Annotated in this window: 20 protein-coding genes; 8 read left to right on the top strand and 12 right to left on the bottom strand. The window is 72.1% G+C overall.

Features of this window, described 5'->3' with window-relative positions:
• Positions 1-3 precede the first annotated feature (3 nt).
• Entirely contained in the window at positions 4-1,422 is a 1,419-nt protein-coding gene (locus QF030_RS19980; protein WP_307164041.1) for an NAD(P)/FAD-dependent oxidoreductase, read from the top strand.
• Positions 1,423-1,476: 54 nt separating this feature from the next.
• Here QF030_RS19980 and QF030_RS19975 read toward each other — a convergent pair whose 3' ends face one another.
• On the bottom strand, positions 1,477-2,976 hold the full coding sequence (locus QF030_RS19975) for an MFS transporter (protein ID WP_307164040.1): 1,500 nt from the start codon (positions 2,974-2,976) through the stop codon (positions 1,477-1,479).
• Positions 2,977-3,036: 60 nt separating this feature from the next.
• A complete protein-coding gene (locus tag QF030_RS19970) occupies positions 3,037-4,008 on the bottom strand; it encodes a zinc-binding dehydrogenase (RefSeq protein ID WP_307164039.1) in 972 nt (323 codons plus the stop codon).
• A gap of 149 nt (positions 4,009-4,157) precedes the next feature.
• On the opposite strand from QF030_RS19970, the gene QF030_RS19965 reads away from it, so the two are divergent.
• On the top strand, positions 4,158-4,868 hold the full coding sequence (locus QF030_RS19965) for a pentapeptide repeat-containing protein (protein WP_307164038.1): 711 nt from the start codon (positions 4,158-4,160) through the stop codon (positions 4,866-4,868).
• Here the strand turns inward: QF030_RS19965 and QF030_RS19960 are convergent.
• Complete coding sequence (locus tag QF030_RS19960; RefSeq protein WP_307167629.1) at positions 4,865-5,365, bottom strand: hypothetical protein; 501 nt, start codon at positions 5,363-5,365, stop codon at positions 4,865-4,867. The genes QF030_RS19965 and QF030_RS19960 overlap by 4 nt on opposite strands.
• A 58-nt stretch (positions 5,366-5,423) precedes the next feature.
• Here QF030_RS19960 and QF030_RS19955 point away from each other — a divergent pair, with 58 nt between their 5' ends.
• A complete protein-coding gene (locus QF030_RS19955) occupies positions 5,424-6,887 on the top strand; it encodes a M1 family metallopeptidase (protein WP_307164037.1) in 1,464 nt (487 codons plus the stop codon).
• A gap of 4 nt (positions 6,888-6,891) precedes the next feature.
• Here the strand turns inward: QF030_RS19955 and QF030_RS19950 are convergent, their stop codons facing one another.
• Entirely contained in the window at positions 6,892-7,884 is a 993-nt protein-coding gene (locus QF030_RS19950; protein WP_307164036.1) for a GNAT family N-acetyltransferase, read from the bottom strand.
• Between the two features lie 53 nt (positions 7,885-7,937).
• Positions 7,938-8,066 (bottom strand): hypothetical protein, encoded by a 129-nt coding sequence (locus tag QF030_RS19945; RefSeq protein WP_307164035.1) that lies wholly within the window; start codon positions 8,064-8,066, stop codon positions 7,938-7,940.
• 50 nt (positions 8,067-8,116) lie between these two features.
• Between QF030_RS19945 and QF030_RS19940 the strand changes: the two genes are divergently transcribed.
• The gene (locus QF030_RS19940; RefSeq protein WP_307164034.1) at positions 8,117-8,695 is read left to right on the top strand and encodes a carboxymuconolactone decarboxylase family protein; all 579 of its coding nucleotides are present in this window, start codon (positions 8,117-8,119) and stop codon (positions 8,693-8,695) included.
• Entirely contained in the window at positions 8,692-9,561 is an 870-nt protein-coding gene (gene sigJ, locus QF030_RS19935; RefSeq protein WP_307164033.1) for an RNA polymerase sigma factor SigJ, read from the top strand. The genes QF030_RS19940 and sigJ overlap by 4 nt, the downstream gene beginning before the upstream one ends.
• A gap of 63 nt (positions 9,562-9,624) precedes the next feature.
• On the opposite strand, the gene QF030_RS19930 is transcribed toward sigJ, so the two are convergent.
• Positions 9,625-10,200 carry a TerD family protein gene (locus QF030_RS19930; RefSeq protein WP_121402233.1) on the bottom strand — a complete coding sequence of 192 codons (576 nt, stop codon included), beginning with the start codon at positions 10,198-10,200 and terminating at the stop codon, positions 9,625-9,627.
• A 200-nt stretch (positions 10,201-10,400) separates the two neighbouring features.
• On the opposite strand from QF030_RS19930, the gene arfB reads away from it, so the two are divergent.
• Positions 10,401-10,838 carry an alternative ribosome rescue aminoacyl-tRNA hydrolase ArfB gene (gene arfB, locus QF030_RS19925; RefSeq protein ID WP_307164032.1) on the top strand — a complete coding sequence of 146 codons (438 nt, stop codon included), beginning with the start codon at positions 10,401-10,403 and terminating at the stop codon, positions 10,836-10,838.
• 78 nt (positions 10,839-10,916) lie between these two features.
• Here arfB and QF030_RS19920 read toward each other — a convergent pair whose 3' ends face one another.
• Positions 10,917-11,393, bottom strand: coding sequence for a GNAT family N-acetyltransferase (locus QF030_RS19920; protein WP_307164031.1), 477 nt, complete (start codon positions 11,391-11,393; stop codon positions 10,917-10,919).
• A gap of 50 nt (positions 11,394-11,443) precedes the next feature.
• Entirely contained in the window at positions 11,444-12,034 is a 591-nt protein-coding gene (locus QF030_RS19915; RefSeq protein WP_307164030.1) for a flavin reductase family protein, read from the bottom strand.
• 364 nt (positions 12,035-12,398) lie between these two features.
• Between QF030_RS19915 and cdgB the strand changes: the two genes are divergently transcribed.
• Complete coding sequence (cdgB, locus tag QF030_RS19910) at positions 12,399-14,066, top strand: diguanylate cyclase CdgB (protein ID WP_307164029.1); 1,668 nt, start codon at positions 12,399-12,401, stop codon at positions 14,064-14,066.
• Positions 14,067-14,186: 120 nt separating this feature from the next.
• On the top strand, positions 14,187-15,131 hold the full coding sequence (locus QF030_RS19905) for a carbohydrate-binding protein (RefSeq protein ID WP_307164028.1): 945 nt from the start codon (positions 14,187-14,189) through the stop codon (positions 15,129-15,131).
• 10 nt (positions 15,132-15,141) lie between these two features.
• Here the strand turns inward: QF030_RS19905 and QF030_RS19900 are convergent, their stop codons facing one another.
• The 4 genes from QF030_RS19900 to QF030_RS19885 all read right to left on the bottom strand — a co-directional run bounded on the left by QF030_RS19900 (position 15,142) and on the right by QF030_RS19885 (position 19,907).
• Positions 15,142-16,071: a 1-phosphofructokinase family hexose kinase gene (locus QF030_RS19900; protein ID WP_307167628.1), complete on the bottom strand. Its 930-nt coding sequence runs from the start codon at positions 16,069-16,071 to the stop codon at positions 15,142-15,144.
• Positions 16,072-16,259: 188 nt separating this feature from the next.
• A complete protein-coding gene (locus tag QF030_RS19895; RefSeq protein ID WP_307164027.1) occupies positions 16,260-17,474 on the bottom strand; it encodes an IS110 family transposase in 1,215 nt (404 codons plus the stop codon).
• A 274-nt stretch (positions 17,475-17,748) separates the two neighbouring features.
• A complete protein-coding gene (gene nagA, locus QF030_RS19890; RefSeq protein ID WP_307164026.1) occupies positions 17,749-18,966 on the bottom strand; it encodes an N-acetylglucosamine-6-phosphate deacetylase in 1,218 nt (405 codons plus the stop codon).
• Entirely contained in the window at positions 18,966-19,907 is a 942-nt protein-coding gene (locus QF030_RS19885) for an ROK family protein (RefSeq protein WP_307164025.1), read from the bottom strand. The genes nagA and QF030_RS19885 overlap by 1 nt, the downstream gene beginning before the upstream one ends.
• Positions 19,908-19,986 lie beyond the last annotated feature (79 nt).

Genomic DNA, 19,986 nt, shown 5'->3' with positions numbered 1-19,986 from the left:
GCCATGAGCAGCTCGGCAAGCGGTGTCGTGAACGGCGTCGTCAACGGCGGCATCTCCTTCTGGTACGCGGACGACGGCCTTCCGGCGGTGCGGGAGCCGCTCGCCGGCGACGCCTCCGCCGACGTCGTGATCGTCGGCGGCGGGTACACGGGGCTGTGGACGGCGTACTACCTGAAGAAGGCGGCGCCCTTCCTGCGGATCACCGTCCTGGAGCAGAGGTTCTGCGGATACGGCGCCTCGGGGCGCAACGGAGGCTGGCTGTACAACGGCGTCGCGGGCCGGGACAGATACGCGAAACTGCACGGCCACGAGGCCGCCGTACGGCTCCAGCGGGCGATGAACGACACGGTCGACGAGGTCGTCCGGGCGGTGGCGGAGGAAGGCTTCGACGCCGGTGTCCACCAGGGCGGGGTGCTGGAGGTGGCCCGGACCCCCGCGCAACTGGCGCGGCTGAGGGACTTCCACGCGCGCGAGCTGTCGTACGGGGAGGACGACCGCGAGCTGTACGGCGCCCGGGAGACGGCGCAGCGGGTGCGGGTGGCGGGCGCCGTGGGGTCGAGCTGGACCCCGCACGGGGCGCGGGTGCACCCGGTGAAGCTGGTCAAGGGGCTCGCGGCGGCCGTGGAGGCGCTGGGGGTGGAGATCCGTGAGTCGACGCCGGTGACGGAGATCGTTCCGGGTCGGGCGGTGACGCCGTACGGGACCGTGCGGGCGCCGTACGTGCTGCGCTGCACGGAGGGGTTCACGGCCGCGTTGAAGGGCGAGCGGCGGACCTGGCTGCCCATGAACTCCTCGATGATCGCCACCGAGCCGCTCACCGACGAACAGTGGGCCGCGGTCGGCTGGTCGGGGCGGGAGGCGCTCGGTGACATGGCGCACGCCTATATGTACGCCCAGCGCACGGTGGACGGCCGGATAGCGCTCGGCGGGCGCGGGGTGCCCTACCGGTTCGGCTCGCGGACCGACAACGACGGACGCACGCAGCTCGAGACCGCCGGGGCGCTGCGCGAGATCCTGGTCGGGTTCTTCCCGGCGCTGGCCGGGGTGCGGGTCGAGCACGCCTGGTCGGGGGTGCTGGGCGTGCCGCGCGACTGGTGCGCGACGGTGACGCTGGACCGGGCCACGGGGATCGGCTGGGCGGGCGGTTACGTCGGTTCCGGTGTCGCCACCGCCAATCTGGCCGCCCGGACTCTGCGGGACCTGGTGCGGCTCGACTCCGGCCAGGAGGGCCGCACCGATCTCACCGGCCTCCCCTGGGTCGGTCATCAGGTGCGCAGGTGGGAGCCGGAGCCGCTGCGCTGGCTGGGGGTGCGGGGCATGTACGCGACCTACCGGGCGGCGGACCGGCGGGAGTCCGAGCGCCACGCGGCGGGCTCCTCACGGCTGGCACGGCTCGCGGACCGCGTGGCGGGGCGCCACTGACGCGGACAGGCGCGCGCCTCTCGGGAGGCGGTGACGGCCGAGGTCCGGGGACGGTCAGCCCACCGACTCCGGGACGGCCGTGTCCGCCGGGGCGTGCCTCGGCGGCCCGGTGGTGACCATCAGGCCCGCCACCAGGCCGGCCAGCAGCATGATCCCGGCGGCCCACCAGATGGCCACCGTGTAGCCGTGCACGGTTCCCTCGGCCGCGACCTGCGCCCGGCGCGCGGGGCCGGTCGAACGGGCCGCGATGTAGGCGGCGCCACTGGTGGTGGCGATCGTGTTGAGCAGCGCGGTGCCGATGGAGCCGCCCACCTGCTGCGAGGTGTTGACGGTGGCGGAGGTGACGCCCGCGTCCTGCGGAGCGACCCCGGCGGTGGCCGTGGCGAAGACCGGCATGAAGGTCAGGCCCATGCCCAGGCCCATCAGCAGCAGCGCCGGCAGGATCTCGCTGGTGTAGGAGGAGTGCACGGTCATCCGGGTGAGGATCACCATGCCGCCCGACGCGAGGAGCATGCCGGGGACCATCAGCATGCGCGGTGCCACGCGGTTCATCAGCCGGGCGGAGATCTGGGTGGAGCCGATGATGATCGCGAGGGTGAGGGGGAGGAAGGCGAGGCCGGTCTTCACGGGGGAGTAGCCGAGGGCGACCTGGAGGTAGTAGGTCATGAACAGGAAGAGCCCGAACATGCCGATGATGGCCAGACCCATGGTCAGGAAGCAGCCCGCTCGGTTGCGGTCCCTGATGATGTGCAGGGGCAGCAGCGGACTCCGCGCCTTCGTCTGCCACCACACGAACGCGGTGAGCAGGACGATCCCGCCGGCGAAGAGCCCCAGCACCAGGGGGTCGGTCCAGCCGCGCGGCTCGGCCTCGCTGAAGCCGTAGACGATCGCGACCAGCCCGCCGCAGCCCAGTACCGCGCCGGGCACGTCGAGCCGGACGTCCGCGTGGCCGGGGCGGTCGTGGAGCAGCACGAGGGCGCCGAACACGGCGACGACGGCGATGGGCACGTTGACGTACAGGCACCAGCGCCAGTCGAGGTACTCGGTGAGCAGGCCGCCGAGGATGAAGCCGATCGCGGCGCCGCTGCCGGCGAGGGCGCCGTAGATGCCGAAGGCCTTGCCGCGTTCCTTGGGGTCGGTGAACGTCGTCGTCAGGAGGCTGAGCGCGGACGGGGCGAGTACGGCCGCGAAGACGCCCTGGAGGGCCCGGGCGCCGAACAGCATGGCCGAGCCGGTCGCCGCTCCGCCGAGTGCGGAGGCGACGGCGAAGCCGATCAGCCCGATGACGAACGTGCGTTTGCGGCCCACCAGGTCGGCGATGCGGCCGCCGAGCAGCAGCAGGCCGCCGAAGGCCAGGGTGTAGGCGGTGATCACCCACTGGCGGTCGCCGTCCGAGATGCCCAGGTCCTGCTGGGCCGAGGGCAGCGCGATGTTCACGATCGTCGCGTCCAGGACGACCATGAGCTGGGCGAGGGCGATGATCACCAGGCCCCACCAGCGGCGGGGATCGGGTGCGGTGTCGGCGGAGGATTCACCTGTCCGGGTGACACTCATTCCGACAGAACACCATGAATCATCCCCTATCGCATCCTTGAGCCGGTCGTCCCTGGCGGGTCACGGCACCAGGACGACCTTCCCCACCGTTCCGCGGGTCTCCAGCGCCCGGTGTGCGGCGGCGGCCTCGGCGAGCGGGAACGTCTGCACCGCCGGGGTCAGCCGGCCGGCGGCCGCCTCGGCGAGGGCGCGGGTCTCCAGGGCGCGCAGGCCGCCCGCCTTCTCGATCATCACGGGTCCCAGGACCGACCGGGAGACCCCCTCGACGAAGTAGCCCTTCCCGTCGCGGACGCCCTCCGCGGACCAGCCGAAGACGAGGTGCCTGCCCGCGGGACCGAGGAGGGCGACGGCCGCCCGGGCGACGTCGCCGCCCACCCCGTCGAAGACGACGTCGGCGGACCGGCCGCCCAGGTGGGCGCGGACCTCGGCGGGCCAGGCGGTGTCCGTGTAGTCGACGGCGAGATCGGCGCCGTTCGCCGCGACCCGGGCCACCTTCTCCGGACCGCCGGCCAGCCCGACGACGGTCGCGCCCGCGTTCTTGGCGTACTGCACGAGGAGCGTGCCGATGCCGCCCGCGGCCGCGGGGACCACGACGACGGACGCGGGCCCCGGCTCGGCGAACTGGAGGATGCCCAGCGCCGTACGGCCCGTGCCGATCATCGCGACGGCCGCGGCGGGGTCCAGGTGCGGCGGGATCTCGTGCGCGCGGTCGACGTCGGTGACGGCGCGTTCCGCGTATCCGCCGGGCGCGAAGCCGAGATGGGCGACGACGCGCCTGCCGAGCCAGCTGTCGGGGGTGCCCGCGCCGAGCGCCTCGACGACACCGGCGATCTCCCGGCCGGGCACGGTGGGAAGGGCCGTCGGCGCGGGGGCGGGGCCCTGGAGGCCCTCACGCAGGGCGGTGTCCAGGAGGTGGACGCCCGCCGCCTCGACGGCGACGCGGATCTGGCCGGGACCGGGCACCGGGTCGGCGACCTCCTCGTAGCGGAGGTTCTCGGCGGGGCCGAAGGCATGGAGACGGATGGCGTGCACAGGGATCCCCCGGTGGGTGGTGGGTGGCGGGCGGTTGCCCGGCCTCTCCCAGCCTCCAACCTGAACCTTGCTCGAGGTCAAGGGCGTTCGCGCCCGCGTGGAGGGGATGGGCGGCGGGGATTGTCGGTGGCGGGGTGCAGCATGGGGGCATGGCGAGGACAGGAACGACCGGGAGAACCGGTGGCAGGACCGGCGGCGGTACCGGTGCGGCGGTCAAGGGCGCGCGGCGACCGGAGGTGCGGCTGCCGCCGCTGGAGCCGTTCGGGGGCGGGGAGCTGGAGCCCGACGGCGACTACGACGGCGTGGAGCTGCGCGAGCTGGACCTCGCCGGGCAGGACGGCGGGGGCGCCCGCTTCATGGACTGCGCCCTGACGGGCTGCGCGCTGGACGAGACGCGGCTGCGCCACAGCCGCTTCCTCGACTCGGTCCTCGCCGGCATCCGCGGCGTCGGCACCGACCTGGCGGAGGCGACGCTGCGCGATGTCGAGCTGCTCGACGCCCGGCTGGGCGGGACGCAGATGTACGGCGCCGTCCTGGAACGGGTGGTGATCCGCGGCGGCAAGATCGACTACCTGAACCTGCGCCAGGCGCGGCTGCGGGACGTGGTCTTCGAGTCCTGCGTCCTGGTGGAGCCCGACTTCGGCGGCGCCCGTCTGGAACGCGTCGAGTTCGTCGACTGCGCCCTGAAGTCCGCCGACTTCACCGCGGCGGCCCTGGCGGACGTGGATCTGCGCGGAGCCGTGGAACTGGGCCTCGCGGGGGGCGTGGACCGTCTGTCGGGCGCGGTGATCAGCGCGGCCCAGCTGCTGGACCTGGCACCCGTGCTGGCGGCGGAGCTGGGAATCAGGGTCGAAGGCTAGCCCACCCGGGGGAAGCGGGCCTGCAGCGTCCAGATCGCCGGGTTCTCGGCCAAATCCTCGTGCAGGTCGGTCAGGTCGGCGAGGAGGTCGTGCAGGAAGTCGCGGGCCTCGCGGCGGAGTTCGGCGTGGGAGAAGGTGAGCGGAGGCTCCTCCACCGGCATCCAGTCGGCCGCGATGTCCACCCACCCGAAGCGGCGCTCGAACAGCATGCGGTCGGTGGACTCGGTGAAGTCCAGTTCGGCGTACTGCGGGCGGGAGGCCCGGGAGCCCGCCGGGTCCTGGTCGATCAGCTCCACGATGTCGCACAGCGCCCACGCGAAGTCCAGCACCGGCACCCATCCCCAGGCTGTGGACACCTCGCGGTCCGCCTTGGTGTCGGCGAGATAGACGTCGCCGCAGAACAGGTCGTGGCGGAGGCTGTGGACGTCCGCGCGCCGGTAGTCCTTCTGCGGCGGGTCCGGGAAGCGGTTGGAGAGGGCGTAGCCGATGTCGAGCACGTAGGCGATGGTGTCACGCCTCCGCGCCGAGGCCGGTCGTCCCCATAGGATCACTGACATGTCCCGATCCGTGCGTCTTGTCCCCGCGGTGGCCGCCGCGACGCTCGTGCTCGCCCTGACCGCGTGCGACGACGAAGGCGCGCCGGACACCTCGGGCGCCCAGGCCCGGGACGTCTCGGGCGCGCCTGGCGTCGGTGACCCGTACTTCCCCGAGGCGGGCAACGGCGGCTACGACGTCTCCCACTACGGCCTCACCCTCGCCTACACCCCCGACGGCGACGAGCTCACCGGCACCGCCGTCGTCACCGCCCGCGCGACCGAGGACCTCGCCGCCTTCGACCTGGATCTGGCGGGCATGAAGGTGGAGGAGGTGACCGTCGGGGGCGATCCGGCCGAGTTCCGGCGGGAAGGCCAGGAGCTGATCGTCCGGCCGTCCGGCGCCCTGTCGGACGGGAAGACGTTCGAGGTCCGGGTCCGCTACTCCGGCAGCCCTCGGACGATCACCGACCCCGACGGCTCGAAGGAGGGCTGGCTGCGCACCGCGGACGGAGCGCTCGCCCTCGGCGAGCCGACCGGCTCCATGGCCTGGTTCCCCGGCAACCACCACCCCTCCGACAAGGCGTCGTACGACATCGCCGTCACCGTCCCGAAGGGCCTGACGGCCGTCTCCAACGGCGAGTTGCGCCGTACGACGACAACGGACGACGGCCGCACGACCTTCGCCTGGCACACCGCCGAACCGATGGCGAGCTATGTGGCGACCCTCGCGATCGGCCGCTACACCGTCACCCGCTCCACCGTCCCTCGCTCCACCGGCACCGGCACCGGCTCTGCGGCGAAGGGCGGGCTGCCGGTGTACGTCGCCGTGGATCCGTCCCAGGTGGCCGCGAGCCGCAAGGTGCTCGCCCGGCTCCCCGAGGTCATGGAATGGGCGGAGTACCGCTTCGGCCCCTACCCGTTCTCCTCCGTCGGGGCGATCGTCGAGCGCCCCGAGGACGTCGAATACGCCCTGGAGACCCAGAACCGTCCCGTCTACCCCGGCGCCCCCGACACCGTGACCCTCGTCCACGAGACCGCCCACCAGTGGTTCGGCGACTCCGTCACGCCGAAGAGCTGGCAGGACATGTGGCTCAACGAGGGCCTGGCGACCTACGCCGAGTGGCTGTGGACGGAGGACGAGGGCGGCGCCACGGCGGAGGAGACCTTCACGGAGCTGTACGGCCACGGCGAGGACGAGTACGAGGACCTGTGGGCGTTCCCGCCCGCGAAGCCGACGAGCGCGGCACACGTCTCCGACACCCCCGTCTACCTGCGCGGCGCGATGGTGATCCACCGGATCCGTCAGACGGTCGGCGACGACGCCTTCCACGACATCGTCCAGGGCTGGGCCGCCGCCCACCGCCACGGCAGCGCCGCGACCGACGACTTCACGGCCTACGTCGAGGAACAGGCGCCGGACGAGGACTTCGACACGATCTGGGCGGACTGGCTGTACGGGGAGGGCAAGCCCGCGCACCCGTGAGCCGTCACGCCGGGTGCGGACCCGGACCCGGACCCGGACGACGGTGGCCGCTCTCCGCCTCCCACGCGTCGAGCAGCCGGGCGAGGCCGGGCGGCCACACCGGCTCCGCCTCCCGCGCGAGCTCCTCACGCGTCCACCAGCGCCAGCCGAGGATGCCGTCCCTGGCGTGCTCGGCCGCGAGGTCGGCCCCGCCGGGTTCGCGACGCGGGCCGGGGGAGACGTAGATGTGCTCGTACTGGGTCACCAGGATGCCCATGCGCGTGAAGTCGTGTTCCCAGGTGCACAGCAGCGGTCCCGGCTCCAGGTCCGCCCACCCGGTCTCCTCGCGCAGTTCGCGCCGCGCCCCCTCGGGCGGCGACTCGCCCTCCTCCAGCCCGCCGCCGGGCAGCGCCCAGTGGATGCCGACGTCGGCGTCGTGATAGCGGAAGAGCAGGACGGCGCCCTGCGGATCGACGACGGCGACCCGGGCCGCACGCCGGGACCTGCGCAGCGGCTTGCGCAACACGGCGCAGGGCCGGCCGAGTCGAAGGTCGGGCCGGTGACCGATGACCTGATACCCGAGGGCGGTCCAGAAGGCGAGCCCCGTGCCGTTGGCGTCGAGCACGGCGAGCCGTAGGGCGTCGCGACCGGCCGCCCGGAAGCGGTCCTCGACCTGCTGGACGATCCGCCTGCCGTGGCCCTGCCCCTGCGCGGCCGCGTCCACCATCAGCAACCCGACCCACGGATCGGGATCGGCCGGGTCGGGATGCCGGTCGAGCGTGACCACGACCCCCACCAGCCGGCCCCGGCTGCGGGCGAGCAGTACCTCCACACCCTCGTGCGCCAACTCGCGGGCGAGCGCCGCCGCCACCTGCTCCGGCCGGATGTCGTCCGGGTCCGGGAAGTCGCCGCTGAGGGCGTGGAACGCGTGCTGGGAGGCGTAGAGAGCGGTGAGTTCGGTGAGCAGGGGCCCGGGGATGTCGTGGTCGGCGGTGAGCGGGAGCGGGCTGAGGAGCATGGACAGCACGCTAGTCGGGCGGCCCCGGCCGCACGCGGCGGTCCTGCCCGGTGTCACATCCGCGTCGCCTGCGGTGTCTTCATGCCGAACACGACGAACACGAAGAACACGACGAACACATCGAACACGACGAACAGGCCGAACAGACGGGTGGCAACGGGCCCACGGCCCAAGGAGCCCACGAGCCCACGAGCCCGACAGGCCCAACGGGCCGCCGGACAAGGAGAACAGCATGACACCGCGTATCCCGAAGGCCGAGCTTCCGACCGAGATGCGGGAGGATCTGATCAAACAGCTCGGCGCCGTGCCCGAGCCCCTCGAGGTGGTGTTCAACAACCCCGAGGTTGCTCTGTCCAGCCAGGAGATCTCGGAGAAGGTGGCGTCGTGGAACGCGGCCGACGAGAGCCTCAAGACGTTCGCGCACATGGCCGTCGCCGCGCAGGTCGGGTGCAGCTGGTGCCTCGACATCAACTACTTCATGGCGCTGAACCAGAGCCTGGACCTGACCAAGGCGAGCCAGGTACCGCGCTGGCGGGAGGCGGACGTGTTCACGCCGCTGGAGCGGGACGTGCTGGAGTACGCCGAGGCCATGACGAACACGCCGACGACCGTCACCGACGAGCTGTCGGCGCGGCTGCTCGAGCGGCTCGGCCCGGCGGCGCTGGTCGAACTCACCCTGTTCATCGGCTTCGCCAACCTGTCGACCAGGAGCAACACCGCGCACGGGATCACGTCGCAGGGCTACTCCGAGGTGTGCGAGCTTCCGCTGGCGGCGCGTCCTGCGGAGTCCCGGGCTGCGTCGACGGTATGACCGAGTCCCCTTTCGTCGCCCATCGCAGTCTGCTGTTCACGGTCGCCTACGAGTTGCTCGGGTCGGCCGCCGACGCCGAGGACGTGCTTCAGGAGTCCTGGCTGCGGTGGGCCGACGTAGACCACGCCCAGGTGCGTGACCCGCGGGCGTACCTCGTCCGGATCGTCACCCGGCAGGCGCTCAACCGGCGGCGCGCGTTGTCGCGCAGCCGCGAGGAGTACGTGGGCGAGTGGCTGCCGGAGCCGCTGCTGACCAGCCCTGATGTCGCCGATGACGTCGAGCTCGCGGAGAGCGTCTCGATCGCGATGCTGACCGTCCTGGAGACGCTCGGGCCGACGGAGCGGGCGGTGTTCGTGCTCCGTGAGGTCTTCGACCTGGCGTACGGCGAGATCGCCGAGGCGACGGGCAAGTCCTCGGCCGCGGTACGGCAGATCGCGCGGCGGGCCCGCGAGCACGTGGCGGCCCGGCGGCCGCGGATGCAGGTGAGCCGGACGGAACAGCAGGTCGTGGTGGAGCGGTTCCTGGCCTCCTTGCGCACCGGGCGGCTGCACGAGTTGATGGAGGTGATGGCGCCGGACGTGGTGCTGATCGCCGACGGCGGCGGGATCGCGCCCGCGGTGCAGGCCCCGGTCCACGGGGTCGAGTCGGTGGCGGCGCTGCTCGCGCGGGCGGGCCGGCCGGCCGTGGCCGCGTTCGAGACGACGACCGTGTGGCTCAACGGGGCGCCCGCGGGCCGGTTCGAGATCGAGGGCGAGCCGACCGTGGTGAGCGTCGTGGTGGAGGACGGCCTGATCACCCGGGTCTATCTGATGAGGAACCCGCGGAAGCTGACCCGGCTGGACGAACCGGCCGAGCTCGCCCGCTGAAGCCCGCGGAGCCCCCGGCCGGTGGCCGAGGGCTCCGATGAGGCGTGCGCGTGGGCGCAGGACTCAGACGCTCACGCCGAAGTCCTGGGCGATACCCACGAGGCCCGACGCGTAGCCCTGGCCGACCGCGCGGAACTTCCACTCCGCGCCGTTGCGGTAGAGCTCGCCGAAGACCATGGCCGTCTCGGTGGCCGCGTCCTCCGAGAGGTCGTAGCGGGCGATCTCGGCGCCGCCGGCCTGGTTGACGATGCGGATGTAGGCGTTGCGGACCTGGCCGAAGTTCTGCGAGCGGTTCTCCGCGTCGTAGATCGAGACCGGGAAGACGATCTTCTCGACGTCGGCCGGGAGACCGGCCAGGTTGACGTTGATCGCCTCGTCGTCGCCCGCGCCCTCGCCGGTGCGGTTGTCGCCCGTGTGGACGATGGTCTGGTCCGGCGTCTGCTTGTTGTTGAAGAAGACGAAGTGACCGTCGGAGTAGACCTTGCCCTGGGGGTTGACCGCGATCGCCGAGGCGTCGAGGTCGAAGTCCGTGCCGGTGGTGGTGCGGACGTCCCAGCCGAGGCCCACGGTGACGGCGGTCAGGCCCGGAGCCTCCTTGGTGAGCGAGACGTTGCCACCCTTGGACAGGCTTACAGCCATGGTTGGGAGTCCTTCCCTCGTTGCGTACGACTTCGTACGGGGGCTTCGTACGGGCACGAAGCTACAGCTATCCCTATGAACGCAGCGAAGGGTGCTGAAGGTTCCCCGCCACACCGCGCTTCTTTACTTTCTTTACCAAGATGACCCCGTGACGGGTTCCGCGGATATTCGCGTGACGTGGGGACGCCACGAGCGGGAACATGGTCGGCATGTCTGGTCCCTATCTCGTCCGCGGCTCCGTCTCGCTTCCCGAGGCCGAGCTCATGTGGCGTTTCTCGCGGTCTTCGGGGCCGGGCGGGCAGCACGTCAACACCAGCGACTCGCAGGTGGAGCTCCGCTTCGACCTCGCGCGCACCGAGGCCCTGCCCGAGGTGTGGAAGGCGCGGGCGCTCGAGCGGTTGGCCGGTCGGCTGGTCGAAGGCGTCGTCACCGTCCGCTCCTCCGAGCACCGCTCCCAGTGGCGCAACCGCGAGACCGCCGCCGTGCGCCTCGCGGCGCTCCTCGCGGAGGCCACCGCCCCGCCGCCCAAGCCGCGCCGGCCCACCCGGATCCCGCGCGGGATCAACGAGCGCCGGCTGCGGGAGAAGAAGCAGCGCTCGCAGACGAAGCGCGGCCGGGACGGCCGGGACTGGGGCTGATCCGCCGGGACCTTCCGGCCCCGGCGGTGGGAGGCGCGGCGCGACCTGTTCGGCGTGCCCTGCGAACGGGAGCGGTGGCTAGTCCAGGGCGAGGACGCCGACCGTCTCCCCCTCGCTGGTCTCCCCGCTCTTCCGGAAGCCCAGTCCGAGATAGAAATCCGCGGGGCCGTTCTCGCCCTCGTGCCAGGTCACGTACATCTCCGCGGTGCCCCGGCGGCGCAGTTCCGCTGCGACGGACTCCACGGCGAACCGGCCGTAGCCGCGGCCCTGTTCGGCGGCGGCGATGTTCAGCCGCCACAGCCCGGAGCGGATCGGGCCGCCGTCGCCGCGGCCGTTCCAGTCGATGTCGAGGAAGGCCATCAGAAAGCCGACGGGACGGTCGCCGTCCACGATCAGCCGTGGCCAGGCGACCCCCGCGGGATGGACATGGGCCTCCGCGAGCGACTGCATCACCGGAGAGACCGCGAACTCCTGGCCGGGGCGTACCCGAATGCCGGTCGCGGCCTCGAAATTCGAGGGGGTGACTTTCTCGAGGCGGGGCCCTGACGTCTTCATGCGGGCAGCCTAGGCGGACCGTTCGTCCGGTGGCCACGGCATTTCCCGTGTCACCCCAACTGGCGGTAACGGCCCCGGAAATACATCAGCGGGCCGCCGTCCGCGTTCGGCGCCGACGCGGTGAGCACGCGGCCGATCACCAGGGTGTGGTCGCCGGCCGTGACCCGCTGCTCGGTGCGGCACTCCAGGGTCGCCAGGGCGCCGTCGACCAGGGGCGCGCCGGTGACCTCGCCGCGGACGCGGGGGAGGTCCTCGAAGAGCAGCCGGTCGCTGATACGGCCCTTCATGGCGAAGCGGCCCGCGATGTGCCGCTGGTTCTCGGAGAGCACCGACACCGCCCACAGGGGCTGCTCGTCGAGCAGGTCGTCCATGCGGGAGCCCGTGCGCAGACCGACCAGGACCAGGGGCGGGTCCAGGGAGACCGACATGAACGCCGTCGCGGTCATGCCGACGTCCTCGCCGTCGGGCGCCCCGGGGTCGTCCGGGTCGAGGGACGCTTCCCGGGCGGTCACCAGGACCACGCCGTCGGCGAGCCGGGACATGGCGGCGCGGAACTCGTCGTTGCTCACTCCCTCAGCATGCCTGGAGGGAGTCTCGGACACGGTGGTGAGCGCGGCCGGCTCGAGTAGGTCTGGGGACATGTCAGAAACGCTAGTGTCCGTCCGGTGTCCGCCGCATCGGACCTCCGCCCGAGTACGGTCGTAGGACCGTGGACCGATCGGCCCCGGATCCCGTTCGGCGCCCGCCCGGACCTGTTCGTGCCTGTGCGTGTTCAGGAAACACACAGGAAAACGCGGAAACTCCACTCAAATGTTCACGTTCAGCTGTGACTTGAGTCACAAGAAGCACTAATTGTTGACCCTGTGTACCGAGTGGGCAGCGCGCTGTGATTCAGTGGCGGAGGCGTCACAAGGAGACACACACAGACAACAGAGCACCAGAAGCGACGTTACGCCGAAGACAACCCTTGATTCGCTGCGAAGTCTCGGGGGGAGGGCGAAACATATGGAGACCGAGTCGGAGCCCTACGTCCGCCTTGCGTCCCTGCGACAGCTGCACCAGGTCATGGCCGACATGAACACGGCCCGCAGTCTGGCCGACACCTTGCAGACCGTCGCCGACGGCGTGGTCACGGCACTCGGGTACGAGCTGGCGTGCGTCAATCTCGTGCGCCCCGACGGCGATCTCGTGGTCGCCGCCTTCGCCGGCAATCCGGCTGCCGAGGCCCTCATCACGGGCCGGGTCGGCTCGCGTGAATCCTGGGACCGGCGCCTCGCCATGGGTGAGGCCTGGGGCGACCTGATCTTCATACCGCACACCGAGGGCTGGGTCCTCGACGACGACGACGTGCCCCAGTGGTACACCGACGGACCCGCGCCCCGCTTCGAAGACGAGTGGCACCCCTCGGACCGCCTCTTCGCCCCGATGTACATGCCCGCCGTGCCCGGTAGCGGAGGCGCTTGCGGTGAGCTGATAGGCGTCCTGTCCGTGGACCGGCCGCGCAACGGCCGGCGGCCCGGCGCGTGGGGGCGCGAAGCCCTCCAGATGTACGCCTTCCAGGCCGCCATCGCGGTGAGCAACGCGCGTCTACGTGCGAACATGCAGCGGGCACTGGTCCGGCTCGAGCGCGATCAGCAGGCCCTGCGCGCCAGTGAGGAAAGCTTCCGGCAGGCCTTCGAGTACGCCCCCTCCGGCATGGCGATAGCCGAGATGGGCGGCGACCAGCACGGACGGATACTCCGGACCAACGACGCCCTGTGTCGCCTGCTGGGCCGCCCCGCCTCCGCGATGCGCCGTTACTCCTTCTCGGACCTCGTGCACCCCGAGGACATAGGCACCCTGCTGCGCACGTCCGCCGAGGGCGGACGCGCCGAGCTCCGCCTCGGCCGCCGGGACGGCACCTACCTCTGGGTCAGCCTCCGCAACTCCGTCGTCGCGGACGCCGCCGACGGGCCCCGCTTCCTCCTCACCCACGTCGAGGACATAGAGGACCGCAAGCGCCGCGAGCTCCAGCTCGCCCACCGGGCCTCGCACGACTCCCTCACCGGCCTGCCGAACTCCGCCGAACTGCGCTCGCGGCTCTCCGCCCGGCTCTGTCAGCGCCCGCAGTCCACCCTCCCCGCCGCCGTCGACGCCATGGACACGGCCTACGGTCACGCCGCCTTCGACGCCAATGGGCACGGTTTCGACTACCGGCCCGGCGGCACCGAGACCTTCGACGGCTACGACCACCATGTGCACACCGCGGCCCCGGAGGAGGGCCGCGACGACGGCGCCAAGGGGCTCGCGGTCCTCTTCTGCGACCTCGACGGCTTCAAGTCGATCAACGACCGGTTCGGCCACAACGCGGGCGACGCGGTCCTCATCGAGGTCGCCCGCCGGCTCTCCCGCCAGGTCCGCGACGGCGACACGGTCGCCCGGCTCGGCGGCGACGAGTTCGTGATCCTCGCCGACGGCCTCGGCCGCGCCGACGCGGCCGACCTCGCCGTACGGCTGCGCAACGAGATCATCCAGCCGATCCGCGCCGAGGGCCGGGCCGTGCGGGTGGGCGCGAGCTTCGGCATCGGCTGGGCACATTGCGGGATGACCGCGGACGAAGTGCTGAAGTCCGCCGACGAACGCATGTACGTCGAGAAACGATCTCGTCCCAAACAGCACCGGCGTGCGGGATGATCACCAGGTCAGCGAGCTGATGCGATCAGAGTCACCTGTTCGGGCCATCGGAAGCGGGTAGGCTCGCCAGTCTGACCGCACCATCGCATCCGACCCGCACCTGCTGAGGAGTACCAAGGGATGACGTCCGGCAACAACGGCGCGAGCACGCCCGAGGACGACGACCCGTTCGGCTACCTCTACGCCGACGGCCAGGCCAACGGCGCGCAGCCGCCCTCCGGTGGTGGCTACGGCTACCCCAACTCGGTCAGCAGAGTGCGCGCGGTCGGCGAGCGCCGTAACGGACAGCAGCAGACCGCGCAGTACGGGCAGCCGCCCACGGTCCCTCAGCAGCAGGGCGCGTACGGCCAGCCGAGCGCGCACTACGCCGCGCCCGAGAACTTCGGCGGCGGCCCCTCCACCGGCCGCCAGCCCGCGCAGAACGGCGGCGGACGCGGTCGGGGACCCAACACCAAGGGCCTGCTGATCGGCGCGGTCGCGGTGGTCGCCGCGGTCGTGATCGGCATCGTGGTGGCCATGGCCAACGGTGACTCCGGCGACGACGACAAGGCCGGCGACCAGGCGTCCACCCCGGCCTCCGCCTCGGCGAGCCCCTCGCCCAGCGAGTCGGCCGGCGACGACGCGAACGAGGCCGAAGTGCCCACGGTCGACGCGAAGGCGCTGAACCTCGGCGGCAGTGCCGCGCTGGCCTCGGACGTCGAAGGGGCGCAGGCGGCCGGCGGCGTCTACGTGGGCAACCTCAACCAGGTCGGCAACTCCGTGACCTGGACGGTGAACGGCATCCCGTCGGACGGCGCCTACACCCTCTTCGCGCACTACAGCGTGCCGGGTGAAGACCAGGAAATGACGCTCACGGTCAACGGCAAGACGTTCGGCACCAAGTTCCCGCTGAAGAATTACGCGAAGGCGGCAGCCGGCGACTTCGTCAAGGGCTGGACGACGAGCTTCACGTATCCCACGCTCACCAAGGGCACCAACACGCTCACCCTCTCCTGCCAGGACGGCGACAAGTGCAACGTCCTGCTGGACCAGTTGTGGGTGAAGGCGGGCCAGGTCACGAGGTGAGCCCCCGGGCTCAGGCCGCGGCGGCCTCTGCGGTCACCCTGACCCGCCCGAGCAGCTCCTCGTAGGCCGCGCGGTCGAACTCACCCGCCGCCGGGGCCAGTACGGTCGCCGCGGACAGGGCGAGGGCGCGGGCCAGGCGGTCCGGCCAGGGCAGCCGTTCGACCAGGCCGGAGAGCAGCCCGGCGGACGCGGAGTCACCGGCGCCGGCCGGGTTGCCGTGGACGCGGGCGGGCGGAGCGGCTCGCCAACGGCCTTCCGGGGTGGCCGCGATCAGGCCCCCGGGACCGAGCGAGGCCACCACGGACCGCGCCCCGCGCCGACGGGCGTCCTGGACGGCGCCGGGCGGCTCGTGCGAGCCGGTGAGTTCGGCCAGCTCCGCGGCGTTCGGTTTGACGATGTCCGGGCGGGCGGCGACGCCGCGGCGCAGCGGCTCACCGCTCGTGTCCAGCAGCACGGGGACACCCGCGGCCCGTGCCCGCCGCACCAGCACCGCGTACGCGCCCACCGGCACCCCCGGTGGAAGACTGCCGCACAGGGCCACCGCGTCGGCGCCGACGAGCAGTTCCTCGTACGCCTCCTGGAAGGCGGACCACTCGGCCGGTGCGATCACCGGGCCGGGTTCGTTGAGCTGGGTCGTGTCGCCGGTGCGGGCGTCGACGACCGCGACCGTGCGGCGGGTGGTCCCGGCGACCGGGACGAACGCGTCCAGCACCCCGGCCGTACCGGTGAGCCGGTCCTGGACGGCCCGGCCGGTGGGGCCGCCGACGAAGCCGGTCACCGTCACCTCGTGGCCGAGGGCGGCCAGCACCCGGGCGACGTTCAGCCCCTTGCCGCCGGGCCGTTCCCGCACGTCGGTCACCCGGTGCGAGGCGTGCGGCCGCAGCGCGGGCACACGGTAGGTGAGGTCGAGAGCGGTGTTCAGGGTGACGGTGAGGATCACCTGGCGGCCTCCCCCGGCTGGCATGCGTACATGAACGGTTCCCGGAACCTTCCGACTTCCGGAGGCCTGATCATGCCAAAGAGACGGCGACCGGCCCAGAGCGCGGGTCGGCCACCGTTCCTGTGCGGGGGGGTGTCTCTATGTCCTTCGTCAAGGACGTGGTGCCTGGTGTGCGGGTGTTTGGGGTGTCATGCGGCGAGGGTGATGGCGGGCGTTCTGGACTCGTAGTAGGTGCCGTCACGGAGCATGGCGAACAGGACGCTGATGCGTTGGCGGGCGAGTCGGAGGAGGGCCTGGGTATGGGTCTTTCCGCGCGCTCTTTGCCGGTCGTAGTAGGTGCGGGAGGCCGGGTCGGCGTTCATGCAGGCGAAGGCGGAGAGGAACATCGCACGTTTGAGCTGCCGGTTTCCGCCTCTGGGTGCGTGTTCGCCGTGGATCGAGGTCCCCGACGACTTCGTCGTGGGGGCGAGGCCGGCGTAAGAGGCGAGGTGGGCGGCACTGGGAAAGGCGGTCCCGTCTCCGACGGTGACCAGTAGGACTGCGGCGGTCCTGACTCCGATGCCCGGCATCGAGGTCAGGACCGGGTGAAGAGGGTGGGCCTCCAGCAGGCTGCTGATCTGGGCTTCCAGTGCCCGGCGCTGGTCGTGGACCGCGGCGAGCGAGGCGGCCAGGGACGGGATCACGATGTCGAGGGTGCCGGTTCCTGGGACCACGACGGTCTGTTCGTCGAGGGCGTCGAAGATGTCGTCGATCAGCCGCGCGGCCATGCGCGGGGCCTTGGGCCTGATGAGTTCGGCGAGTCTGCGGCGGCCGGCTTTCCGCAGAGCTGCCGGGGAACCGTAGCGCTCGAGGAGCCAGGTGACAGCCGGGTGGTCGAGCCGGGGTCCGAGCACGCGCTCGAGGCTGGGGTGGAACTGCGTGAGCAGGCCGCGTATCCGGTTGCTGGTGCGGGTGGCCTCGGCCGCGAGGTCCTGGTCGAAGCCGGTCAGCACCGTGAGCTCGGCGGTGATCTCGTCGGTCAGCTCCAGCGAGCGCAGCGTGTGAGGCATCGTCCGGGCCGCGTCGGCGATCACTGCCGCGTCCTTCGCGTCGGTTTTCGTCTCGCCCGGATAGAGGTCGGCGATCCGCCGCATCGCGAGTCCGGGCAGGTAAGCGACCTCGCATCCGGTGTCGCGGGCGACGGTCAGCGGCAGAGCCCCGATCGAGGCGGGCTGATCCACGATCACCAGGACGGTGCCGAACTTGGCTTTGAGCTTGTCGAAGACGGCCCGCAGCTTCGGCTCGCTGTTGGGCATCGGCTTGTCGAAGACCCTCTTCCCAGCCGGGGTGAGCCCGTGACCGTGGTGAGCGGTCTTGCCGACGTCCATCCCGAGGAAGACGCCCACGCCTTCGATGTCGAACATCGCAGCCTTTCCAGGTCGTTGACCGTGCCGGCCAGGGCGGTGGCACCGTGCTCGCGCATCCACGTTATGCAGACCTGCCGCCCACGTCTGTGCCCGGCATTGCGCCGGACCGGGCGGTGGCCGGGTCTCTCATCAGCGTCTCCGACGGCACCCCACGGCCCCGGCGACACCACCCCCCAGGTCATTCCTTCGACAGAGGGGACACAGTCATACCGGGCCCGGAGGCCAGCAGCCCCATTGCAGGACCGCGAAGAACATAACGGGGGGGGACGTTTCACGCCAGTTGGGGATCGACCACCCAATCCCCCTTGCGCATCACGCCCTTGAGGTCGAAGTTCTCGTCCAGCAGGACCAGGTCGGCGTCCTTGCCGGGCTCCAGCGAGCCCACCCTGTCGTCGATGCCCAGCAGCCGGGCCGGGTTCGCGGACAGCGCGGCCACCACGTCCTCGACCGGCAGCCGGTCGATCGTCACCGCCCGCTGGAAGGCGCGGTCCTGGGTGAGGGTGGAGCCCGCGATCGAGCCGCCCTCCACCAGCCGGGCCACGCCCTCGCTGACCTCGACCTCCAGCGGGCCGAGCAGATAGCGGCCGTCGCCGATGCCGGCCGCGTCCATCGCGTCCGTGATGAACGCGACCCGGCCCGGACCGGCGTGCCGGAACGCCAGCTCCAGGGCGGCCGGGTGCAGGTGGGTGCCGTCGTTGATGAGCTCGACCGTCACCCGCTCGTCCTCCAGGAGCGCGGCGATCGGGCCGGGGGCGCGGTGGCCGAGCGGCGGCATCGCGTTGAAGAGGTGCGTGGCGACGGTGGCCCCGGCCTCGATGGCCTGGACCGTCTGCTCGTACGTCGCGTCCGTGTGCCCGACGGCGGCGATCACGCCGTGCTCGGCGAGCAGTCGTACGGAGTCCAGGCCGCCGGGGAGTTCCGTCGCGAGGGTGACCATGCTCGCCCGGCCCCGCGCCGCGTCGATCAGCTTGCGCACCTCGGCCGGGTCCGGGTCGCGCAGCAGGGCCTCGGAGTGCGCGCCCTTGCGGCACGGCGAGATGAAGGGGCCCTCGAAGTGGATGCCGGCCAGGTCGCCCTGCTCGGCCAGCTCGCTGAGCAGACCGGCCTGGCGGACCAGGAAGTCCATGTCGTCGGTGACGGTCGAGGCGACGAGGGTGGTGGTGCCGTGCAGACGGTGGGTGTGGATGGCCTTCTGCACGTCCTCGGCGGTGCCGGAGAAGGAGGCCCCGCCGCCGCCGTGGTTGTGCAGGTCGACGAAGCCGGGGACCAGCCAGTGGCCCGTCACGTCGACGACGTCCCCGTCCGGGGTCCGGTGCGGGGCGTCGTCGACGATCTTCGTGCCGTCGATCGTGACGCGGCCGCCGGGCACCGTGCCGGTGGGGAGTACCACCCTGGCGCCGGTGAGCACCCGCCTCCGTGCGCCGGTCGCGGGCTGCGGGTGCGTGGTGGCTGGTCGCGCAGTTCCCCGCGCCCCTAGGGGGGTGGCCATCAGGGTGATACCTCCATGCCGTCGGTTGTGTCGAGGAGATCCCAGGCCAGGAGGCCCGCGCCCAGGCAGCCGGCGGTGTCGCCCAGGGCCGCCGGGACGATCGCCGGCAGTTTCTGGAAGGTCACCCGCCGGCGGACCGCGTCCCGTAGTGGTGTGAACAAGGTTTCCCCCGCCTCCGCGAGGCCGCCACCGATGACGAGGGTGCGCGGGTCCAGCAGAGTGAGGGCGGTGACCAGGCCGTCGGCGAGCGCGTTCACGGCCGTCTGCCAGACCCGGACGGCGTTCGGGTCGCCGGACGCGACGGCCTTCGCGCAGTCCGCGGCGTCCGCCCCCGGATCCCCGCAGGCCGCCGCCCATGCCTCGCTGACCGCCGCCGCCGAGGCGAAACGCTCCAGGCAGCCCCGCTGTCCGCACGGACACGGGACTCCGCCGGGCCGTACGACGATGTGGCCGATCTCGCCCGCGAAGCCGTGGGCGCCCGCCTCCACCCGGCCGTCGACGCCGATCGCGCCCGCGATGCCGGTGCCGAGCGCCACGAAGAGGAAGCGGTCCGCGCCCCGGCCGGCACCGATCCGGCCCTCGGCCAGGCCGCCGGTGCGCACGTCGTGCCCGAGGGCGACGGGCGCGCCGAGGCGGTCGGCGAGCAGGGCGCGCAGGGGTATGTCCCGCCAGCCCAGGTTGGCGGCGTAGGCGGCGACGCCGTTCGTCTCGTCGACGATGCCAGGCACCGCGACGCCGGCCGCGGCCGCGGGCTCGCCGAACTGCCGGACGCCGTGGGCGCGCAGCTCGGCGGCGAAGTCGAGGATGCCGGCCACGACCGCGTCGGGTCCGCGCTCACGGCCGGTGGGCCGGCGGGCCCGGTGCAGCAGGGCGCCGTCCGCGCCGACCAGGGCGGCCTTCATCCCGGTGCCGCCCACGTCGAGGGCGATGACATGTCTCACGGGGACAGTGTGGACCGAGGACCGGTAAGAGGTCTAGTCCACTCACGGGTGTGGGGGGTACCGTGCCGCCCCGGAGGCC

This window comes from Streptomyces rishiriensis (assembly GCF_030815485.1).
Taxonomy (GTDB): Bacteria; Actinomycetota; Actinomycetes; order Streptomycetales; family Streptomycetaceae; genus Streptomyces; species Streptomyces rishiriensis_A.
This window is presented reverse-complemented; position numbering and strand designations above follow the sequence as displayed.